This is a genomic window from Actinomycetota bacterium, from assembly GCA_030776725.1.
Classification (GTDB): domain Bacteria; phylum Actinomycetota; class Nitriliruptoria; order Nitriliruptorales; family JAHWKO01; genus JAHWKW01.
Map to the genome: position 1 here is coordinate 1 of JALYHG010000175.1, position 3,981 is coordinate 3,981.

Below are 3,981 nucleotides of genomic sequence, written 5' to 3' on the forward strand. Positions count from 1 at the left end.
CGATGCAGCTGTCGACCGGCCGGGGGGCGGGTCCAGACGACCAGAGCCGCGAGCGTGGCGGTGATCGCCTCCCAGCTGCGTTGGGGTGGTTCAGCATCGGTCTGGGGGCTGCGCAGGTCGTCGCGCCGGCAGCTGTGGACCGGCTCGTCGGCATCACGCCCACTGGCCGCAGCCGCGCTCTGATGCGTGGTGTGGGGCTACAGGAGCTCTCGGTCGGCGCCGGGATCCTCGCGAGCGACAGACCGGACGGTTGGCTGTGGTCGCGTGTGGCAGGCGACGTCACCCACCTGATGTTGCTGGGTGCGGCGCTGAGGTCACCGGACAGCAGACGACGACGGGTCACGATGGCGATCGCGGCGGTCGCCGCGGTGGCGGCGGTCGATCTGATCGCGAGCGTCCGGGCCGGTCGGGCGTCAGATGGTGCACGGCAGGTGATGCGGTCGACGACCGCGATCACCATCAACCGCCCGCCCGAGGAGGTCTACCGCTACTGGCGCGACCTGCACAACCTCCCGCGTTTCATGTTCCACCTGCAGTCGGTCGACGTGACGGCAGACGGGAGATCCCACTGGGTCGCACGCGGACCGACCGGAACCACCGTCGAGTGGGACGCCGAGACCGTGCAGGACACCCCCAACGAGCTGATCGCGTGGCGCTCGCTGGAAGGCGCCGACGTCGACAACGCCGGCGCCGTCCAGTTCAGGCCGGCGCCGGGCGGGGGTGGCACAGAGGTGACCGTCGATCTCGAGGTGGCCACCCCGGGTGGCGAGGTCGGCCGTGCGCTGGCCAAGGTCGCTGGGGAACACCCCGAGCAGCAGGTGAAGGACGCTCTGCGCCGCTTGAAACAGGTCCTGGAGGCCGGGGAGGTCGTGCGCTCGGACGGCAGCCCTGACGGCACACGCACACAACGGCAGTGGCGGCAGCCTCCGGCGCGACCACCCGTGTAGAGCCGTCGTCAACCCGACGGACCGAAGGGAACGAACGTGAGGGCGACCTGTTGGATGGGGGTCCACGACGTGGAGGTCCAGGACGTCCCCGACCCCAAGATCCTCAACGAGCGGGACGCGATCGTGCGCGTCACGTCGACCGCGATCTGCGGCTCGGACCTCCACATCTACGACGGGTACATCCCGAGCATGCGCAAGGGCGACATCCTGGGTCACGAGTTCATGGGCGAGGTCGTCGAACTCGGGTCGGGTGTGACCAACCTCGAGGTGGGCGACCGCGTGGTCGTTCCGTTCCCGATCGCGTGCGGTCGCTGCAACGCGTGCGAACGCGAGTTGTACTCGCTGTGCGAGAACTCCAACCCCAACGCAGGCCTCGCCGAGAAGGTCTGGGGCGACTCACCCGCTGGCATCTTCGGGTACTCGCACATGCTGGGCGGGTACGCCGGAGGGCAGGCGGAGTACGTACGCGTGCCCTTCGCCGACGTCGGACCGCTGAGGATCGACAGCGACCTGACCGACGAGCAGGTCCTGTTCCTGACCGACATCCTGCCGACCGGCTACATGGGAGCCGAGCTGTGCGACATCCGGCCTGGCGACGTGGTCGCCGTCTGGGGTGCGGGACCGGTTGGCCAGTTCGCCATCGCCAGCGCCCTCCTGCTGGGAGCCGACCGGGTGATCGCCATCGACCGGGTCCCCACGCGCCTGGAGATGGCCCGCCAGCACACCGGGGCAGAGACGATCAACTACCAGGAGCGCGACGTCCTCGACGCGTTGAAGCAGATGACGGCCGGGCGCGGGCCGGACGCCTGCATCGACGCGGTCGGCATGGAAGCACATCACCCGTCGACTCCCGTCCGCGCCTACGACAAGGCCAAGCACCTCACCCGGATGGAGACCGGCCGGCCGCACGCGCTCCGCGAGGCGATCCTGAGCTGCCGCAACGGCGGCACGGTCTCCGTGATCGGCGTCTACGGCGGGTTCATCGACAAGTTCCCGATGGGCGCGGTCATGAACCGGTCCTTGACGATCCGCTCCGGCCAGTGCCACGTCCAGCGCTACATGCGTCCGCTGCTCGAGCGGATCAACAACGGCGAGATCGATCCCACCTTCGTCATCACCCACCGGATGCGACTCGACGACGCTGCTGACGGCTACGAGCTGTTCCGCAACCACAAGGACGAGTGCGTGAAGGTCGTGCTGACGCCGTGACCGACTTGCACTTGTTGCGATGGCATGCGTCGGGGCGTCGTGGATCCTCGCGGATGGACGCCGCGTCAGTGGATCTGCGCGCTCGGTCATCGCTCCACCCGTGTCCGGTGGACCGTGGCTCCGTCTGCGCGTAGGGTCCCCGGCGTGTGCCGAAGCATCCAGCAACTTCGCGGGGCCAACCCACCGGCAACCGACGTCGAGGTGCGGGATGCTGCGCTGCAGTACGTGCGGAAGATCAGCGGGTACCGAACGCCGTCGGCGGCCAACGAGGCGGTCTTCGAGCAGACAGTGGAGAGCATCGCCGCGGCGACCCGGAGGTTGCTTGACGGGCTGGTCGTTGGCGCAGGAGCGAAGCCGTCCGCGCCGGTGCAACGGCGCTTGGTCGACTGAGCCGGACGGCAATCGGCACCCGACGCAGTTCATCTCCGCCACGTCTCGCGGAGTCCGCGGTCGGGGCGCCACGTGGTGACGACGAGCTCGTCTGCCTCGACACGCACGAGGCTGACCAGTTCGATGTCGAGGCGGAAGAAGCTGCCGGCGATCTCCTCGTCGGGGTCGGGTGGGATCTCGACGAGCCGCCCGGCGATCTTCGCGTCCCCCGCGCCGAGCTCCACGTCGAGGGGGGCGCTGTGCACCTCGACCCGGGGATCGCGGCGGACATCCGACAGCTTCCGGGAACCCGGCATCATCCCGATGGTCAGCTCCGCATCCCCCATGCGGACCTCGGTCCCGCTCAGGCGAGGTGCCCCGTCAGCCCTGATCGTCCCGATGATGTGGTGGGTGTGCGACTCGAAGCGGTCGCGCACGGTTGCGGCGAGCTCAGGAGCCTCAGCCGCGAACGCCGCCCAGCTGACCACGCTGTCTAAACACGATGCAGCGCGACGCAGCACCGATCCGGCGCCGGGTCGCGCCGCACCTGGACCTCGGCGCCGACGGCGTCTGCCAGGCCGGACACGAACGCGAGGTTCATGTTGCAGACCAAGTCGGTGTGCTGCTCCGCCAGGTGGCGGAAGGGACAGTTGCGTAAGCGGACGACGCGACCTTCCCGGTACGGCTGGTAACCCCGGCGCTCCAGCACCGCATCCAGGTGGGCGGCGCCCCCGCTGTCCGCGCGAGCGAGATCTCGGCCGATGTCGGCGGCCGTCTCGTCGAGAGCCCGACGCACCGCCGAGGAGTCATCGGCCTCGGCCGCCCGAGCGAGGATCTCGGCGGCCAGCCGGTAGTCGCGCGGTGGGACGCTCACGGCGATCTCGCCCTCGGCCGGCTGGTACCGCTTGGCCGGGCGGCCGGGGCCGGGCGACACCCGGCCGTCGGGGGACCCGAACGTCGCGGCGAGCAGTCCGCTCTCGACGAGTTTGTCGAGGTGGTAGGCGACCAGTGAGCGGTCGATGCCCAGCGCGGCGCTGACCTGGTCGCGGGTCACGGGCTCGTCTTGGACGGCGACGTAGCTGTACAGCCGCCGGCGGGTGGGTTCATCGAGGACGCACAGGGCAGCCAGATGCGTCTCGAACGTCGATCCGGACACGGCCACCTCCCGCATCACCGACCTTGTGCTCCAATCCCATCCCCGATAAGGTGAACCTATCTTAATTTTATCGGGAGGGTGGCATGGCATCTCGATCGACCGTCGGTGCGCAGGACCTCCGAGACCCCGGCTTCGCCGCCTTCACGCTGTTGCGGGTCGGTTTCACGGTGGCGCCGATCCTGTTCGGCCTGGACAAGTTCTTCAACCTCATGGTGGATTGGGAGAAGTACCTATGGCAGGGGGTCGCGGACACCCTCCCCGGAACCGACACCCAGATCATGATGGCGGTCGGGGTGGTGG

At 69.1% G+C, this 3,981-nt stretch carries 6 protein-coding genes; 4 read left to right on the plus strand and 2 right to left on the minus strand.

What is annotated here, in order from left to right; genetic code table 11:
* Window positions 1–2 precede the first annotated feature (2 nt).
* The 3 genes from M3N57_08100 to M3N57_08110 all read left to right on the plus strand — a co-directional run bounded on the left by M3N57_08100 (window position 3) and on the right by M3N57_08110 (window position 2,546).
* The gene (locus M3N57_08100) at window positions 3–947 is read left to right on the plus strand and encodes an SRPBCC family protein (protein MDP9022646.1); all 945 of its coding nucleotides are present in this window, start codon (window positions 3–5) and stop codon (window positions 945–947) included.
* A 36-nt stretch (window positions 948–983) separates the two neighbouring features.
* The gene (locus tag M3N57_08105) at window positions 984–2,156 is read left to right on the plus strand and encodes a glutathione-dependent formaldehyde dehydrogenase (protein ID MDP9022647.1); all 1,173 of its coding nucleotides are present in this window, start codon (window positions 984–986) and stop codon (window positions 2,154–2,156) included.
* A 144-nt stretch (window positions 2,157–2,300) separates the two neighbouring features.
* Window positions 2,301–2,546, plus strand: a complete 246-nt coding sequence (locus M3N57_08110; GenBank protein ID MDP9022648.1) for a DUF2277 domain-containing protein — start codon at window positions 2,301–2,303, stop codon at window positions 2,544–2,546.
* Between the two features lie 29 nt (window positions 2,547–2,575).
* Here M3N57_08110 and M3N57_08115 read toward each other — a convergent pair whose 3' ends face one another.
* Both M3N57_08115 and M3N57_08120 read right to left on the minus strand, forming a co-directional pair.
* A complete protein-coding gene (locus M3N57_08115; GenBank protein ID MDP9022649.1) occupies window positions 2,576–3,013 on the minus strand; it encodes a pyridoxamine 5'-phosphate oxidase family protein in 438 nt (145 codons plus the stop codon).
* Window positions 3,014–3,018: 5 nt separating this feature from the next.
* Window positions 3,019–3,696 (minus strand): helix-turn-helix domain-containing protein, encoded by a 678-nt coding sequence (locus M3N57_08120; GenBank protein MDP9022650.1) that lies wholly within the window; start codon window positions 3,694–3,696, stop codon window positions 3,019–3,021.
* A 68-nt stretch (window positions 3,697–3,764) separates the two neighbouring features.
* Between M3N57_08120 and M3N57_08125 the strand changes: the two genes are divergently transcribed.
* Window positions 3,765–3,981: hypothetical protein (locus M3N57_08125; protein MDP9022651.1), on the plus strand; the 217-nt coding region annotated here is incomplete at its 3' end.